4 protein-coding genes and 1 pseudogene are annotated in these 3,763 nt (G+C 70.3%); 1 reads left to right on the top strand and 4 read right to left on the bottom strand.

All coding sequences use genetic code 11. The features are described from left to right. The 3 genes from ACFW2E_RS11015 to ACFW2E_RS11005 form a co-directional block, all read right to left on the bottom strand. A partial coding sequence (locus tag ACFW2E_RS11015; RefSeq protein WP_384464715.1) for an ABC transporter ATP-binding protein occupies nucleotides 1-699 on the bottom strand: 699 nt, incomplete at its 3' end. Next, nucleotides 692-1,339 (bottom strand): ABC transporter permease, encoded by a 648-nt coding sequence (locus ACFW2E_RS11010; RefSeq protein WP_384464712.1) that lies wholly within the window; start codon nucleotides 1,337-1,339, stop codon nucleotides 692-694. The genes ACFW2E_RS11015 and ACFW2E_RS11010, both read right to left, overlap by 8 nt. A gap of 21 nt (nucleotides 1,340-1,360) precedes the next feature. Next, nucleotides 1,361-1,840 carry an Lrp/AsnC family transcriptional regulator gene (locus tag ACFW2E_RS11005; RefSeq protein ID WP_384464779.1) on the bottom strand — a complete coding sequence of 160 codons (480 nt, stop codon included), beginning with the start codon at nucleotides 1,838-1,840 and terminating at the stop codon, nucleotides 1,361-1,363. A gap of 122 nt (nucleotides 1,841-1,962) precedes the next feature. On the opposite strand from ACFW2E_RS11005, the gene hppD reads away from it, so the two are divergent. Then, nucleotides 1,963-3,108 carry a 4-hydroxyphenylpyruvate dioxygenase gene (gene hppD / locus ACFW2E_RS11000; RefSeq protein WP_384464709.1) on the top strand — a complete coding sequence of 382 codons (1,146 nt, stop codon included), beginning with the start codon at nucleotides 1,963-1,965 and terminating at the stop codon, nucleotides 3,106-3,108. Nucleotides 3,109-3,131: 23 nt separating this feature from the next. On the opposite strand, the pseudogene ACFW2E_RS10995 reads toward hppD, so the two are convergent. Next, nucleotides 3,132-3,763, bottom strand: a pseudogene (locus ACFW2E_RS10995) (hypothetical protein); the annotation flags it as partial.

Below are 3,763 nucleotides of genomic sequence, written 5' to 3'. Positions count from 1 at the left end.
GCGCAGCACCGCGATCCGGTCGCCCAGCTTGATCGCCTCGTCGAAGTCGTGGGTGACGAAGACGATCGTCTTGCGCAGCTCCCGCTGGAGCCGGACCAGCTCGTCCTGGAGGTGCTCGCGGGTGATCGGGTCGACCGCCCCGAACGGCTCGTCCATCAGCAGGACGGGCGGATCGGCCGCCAGGGCCCGGGCAACCCCGACCCGCTGCTGCTGGCCGCCGGAGAGCCGGCGCGGATAGCGGCCGTGGAACTCGCCCGGATCCAGACCGACCAGGTGGAGCATCTCCTCCACCCGCTCCCTGATCCGTGCCTTCGGCCAGCCGAGCATCCTCGGTACGAGCGCGACGTTCTGGGCGACGGTCATGTGCGGGAACAGCCCGGACGACTGGATGGCGTACCCGACCTTCCGGCGCAGCCGCACCGGGTCCATACCGGTGACGTCCTCGCCGTCGATCCGGATGCGGCCGCCGCTCGGCTCGATCAGCCGGTTGATCATCTTCAGGGTGGTCGACTTGCCGCAGCCGGACGGGCCGACGAGGACGACCGTCTCGCCCGCCCTGATCCTCATGTTCATGTTGTCGACGGAGGGGGCCGGACTGCCCGGATAGCGCTTGGAGAGGTCCTCCAGCTCGATGGAGGCGCCATGGGTGCCGGTGCCGGTGCCTGTGCTGGTGGCGTCGTCGGCGCTGGTCTCAGCCACGGATCCCCCTGGAGACGGTCAGCCGTCCGAGCAGGACGTAAACGGCATCGAACAGTAGTGCGAGGGTGACGATCCCGAGCGTGCCCGCGAGCACCTGGTTGAGGGCGTTCCTACTGCCCAGCGAGGCGATACCGCGGAAGATCTCGTTGCCCAGCCCGGGTCCGGAGGCGTAGGCCGCGATGGCCGCGATTCCCATCAGCATCTGCGTGGAGACCCGGATGCCGGTCAGGATCGGCGGCCAGGCGAGCGGCAGCTCCACCCGCAGCAGCTGTGCCGTACGGGACATGCCGATGCCGCGCGCCGCGTCCACCAGCGCCGGATCGACCCCGCGCAGTCCCACGACCGAGTTCCGCACGACAGGCAGCAGCCCGTACAGCGTCAGCGCGATCACCGTCGGCGGCACACCCAGCCCCACAGCCGGGATCAGCAGGCCGATCAGGGCCAGGGACGGGATGGTGAGGACCGTCGCGCCGGCGGTGGTGGCCAGGTCGCCCGCCCACGCGCTGCGGTAGGTGGCGACCCCGATCAGCACCCCGAGCAGTGTCGCCACGACCATGCACTGGAAGACGACACCGGCGTGCTGGCAGGCGTCCGTGAGCAGCTGCCGGTGGCGAACACCCAGGTACTCCCAGAAGCCCACGCTCAACTCACCCCAGGTCGGTCAGGTCCCGTCCCGGTCCTCCGCGGCCTGCTCCACCAGCGGGATGATCCGCAGCGGGACGGGGTTCTCCATGACGATCGCCGTGGAGGCCCGGACGATGCCATCAAAACCGACAACCCGGTCGATCACCCGCTGGAGATCGGCGTTCGAGCGGGCCACCAGCCGGCACATCATGTCCCCGGTGCCGGTGGTGGTGTGCAGCTCCAGCACCTCCGGGACGGTCGCCAAGTGCGCCCGGACGTCGGGACCTTGACCCTGCCGGATCTGGAGCGTGGCGAACGCGGTGACCGGATAGCCGAGGGCCGCCGGATCCACCTGCGGCCCGAATCCCCGGATGACTCCGTTCGACTGAAGCCGGTCGAGCCGCGCCTGCACCGTGCCGCGCGCCACCCCCAGCCGCCGCGACATCTCCAGCACCCCGACCCTCGGCTCACGGGCCAGCAGCACGATGATGCGTCCGTCCAGATGATCGATCGCCATGCCGGCCTCCGCGGTGGTCATCCTGCACAGAAAGTCTGTCGATACGCGCATATCACTGAGCAGATTGCACAGCGGATACGCAAACTATTGCGCACCTTGTGGAGCGGAGCCAGTCTTCCGCCATGACGCAGACCACACACCACACTCCCGACACCGCCCGGCAGGCCGACCCCTTCCCGGTCAAGGGAATGGACGCGGTCGTCTTCGCCGTGGGCAACGCCAAGCAGGCGGCGCACTACTACTCCACCGCCTTCGGCATGCAGCTGACCGCCTACTCCGGACCGGAGACCGGCAGCCGCGAGACCGCGAGCTATGTCCTGGAGAACGGCTCCGCCCGCTTCGTGTTCACCTCGGTCATCAAAGCCGCCACCCCCTGGGGCCACTTCCTCGCCCAGCACGTGGCCGAGCACGGCGACGGCGTCATCGACCTGGCCATCGAGGTCCCGGACGCGCGCGCCGCGTACGCCTACGCGATCGAGCACGGCGCCCGCTCGGTGGCCGAGCCGTACGAGCTCAAGGACGAGCACGGCACGGTCGTCCTCGCCGCGATCGCCACGTACGGCGAGACCCGCCACACCCTCGTCGACCGCTCCGGCTACGACGGCCCGTACCTGCCCGGCCACGTCGCCGCCAAGCCGATCGTCGAGCCGCCCGCCAAGCGCACCTTCCAGGCCGTCGACCACTGCGTCGGCAACGTCGAACTCGGCCGGATGGACGAATGGGTCGGCTTCTACAACAAGGTCATGGGCTTCACGAACATGAAGGAGTTCGTGGGCGACGACATCGCGACCGAGTACAGCGCGCTGATGTCGAAGGTCGTCGCCGACGGGACACTGAAGGTCAAGTTCCCGATCAACGAGCCCGCCATCGCCAAGAAGAAGTCCCAGATCGACGAGTACCTGGAGTTCTACGGCGGCGCCGGCGTCCAGCACATCGCGCTCAACACGAACGACATCGTGGCGACGGTACGGACCATGCGCGCGGCCGGCGTCGAGTTCCTGAGCACGCCGGACACCTACTACGACACGCTCGGCGAGTGGGTCGGCGACACCCGCGTGCCGATCGACACCCTGCGCGAGCTGAAGATCCTCGCCGACCGCGACGAGGACGGCTACCTCCTGCAGATCTTCACCAAGCCGGTCCAGGACCGCCCGACCGTCTTCTTCGAGATCATCGAGCGGCACGGCTCGATGGGCTTCGGCAAGGGCAACTTCAAGGCCCTGTTCGAGGCGATCGAGCGCGAGCAGGAGAAGCGCGGAAACCTCTGACACCGGTCTTCGCGCGGCAGACGTCAGCCGGGCGGGTCCTCCACGGAGGGCTCGCCCAGCGCCGCCAGCGCCCGCTTCGCCTCGGGCACCCGCAGCGGCGAGAAGTACGGGTTGATCATCAGCGCCTCCCGCAGATGCCGCCGCGCGGGCCCGTACCGCTCCAGCTCCCGCTCGATCACCCCCCGGTGGAAGACGTACAGCGCGCTGCGCACCCCGCCGCCCTTGTCGCCCTCGGTCGCGACGGCCGCGAACTCCAGCGCCTCCTCGTGCTCACCGGTGCGGTGCAGCGCCCAGCCCAGCGCGTCGGCCACCGCGATCCCCGGCTGCCGCCCCCACTCCTCACGCAGCAGCCGCACCGCCCGGGCCGGGTCCCCGTGGTCCGCCTCGAACCGGCCGAGCACCAGCCGCTCGTTCGCCCCGGCCGCCTCCGCGACCCGCACCCGCTCCCGCAGCAGGTCGTACTGCACCCGCGCGGCCTGCCCGAGCCCCAGCGACTCGTACAGCTCGCCCAGCTCCAGCGCGTACTCCGCGTCCGGCCGCTTGGCCAGCGCCGCCTGGTACGCCGACAGCGCGTCCGTCGTCCGGCCCAGCGCCGCCAGCGCCCGCCCCTGCCCGGCCCGCGCCGCCCGCGCGGCCCGATCGGTGCGCCGCGCCA

Source organism: Streptomyces sp. NPDC058964 (genome assembly GCF_042741275.1).
Taxonomy (GTDB): domain Bacteria; phylum Actinomycetota; class Actinomycetes; order Streptomycetales; family Streptomycetaceae; genus Streptomyces.
This window is presented reverse-complemented; position numbering and strand designations above follow the sequence as displayed.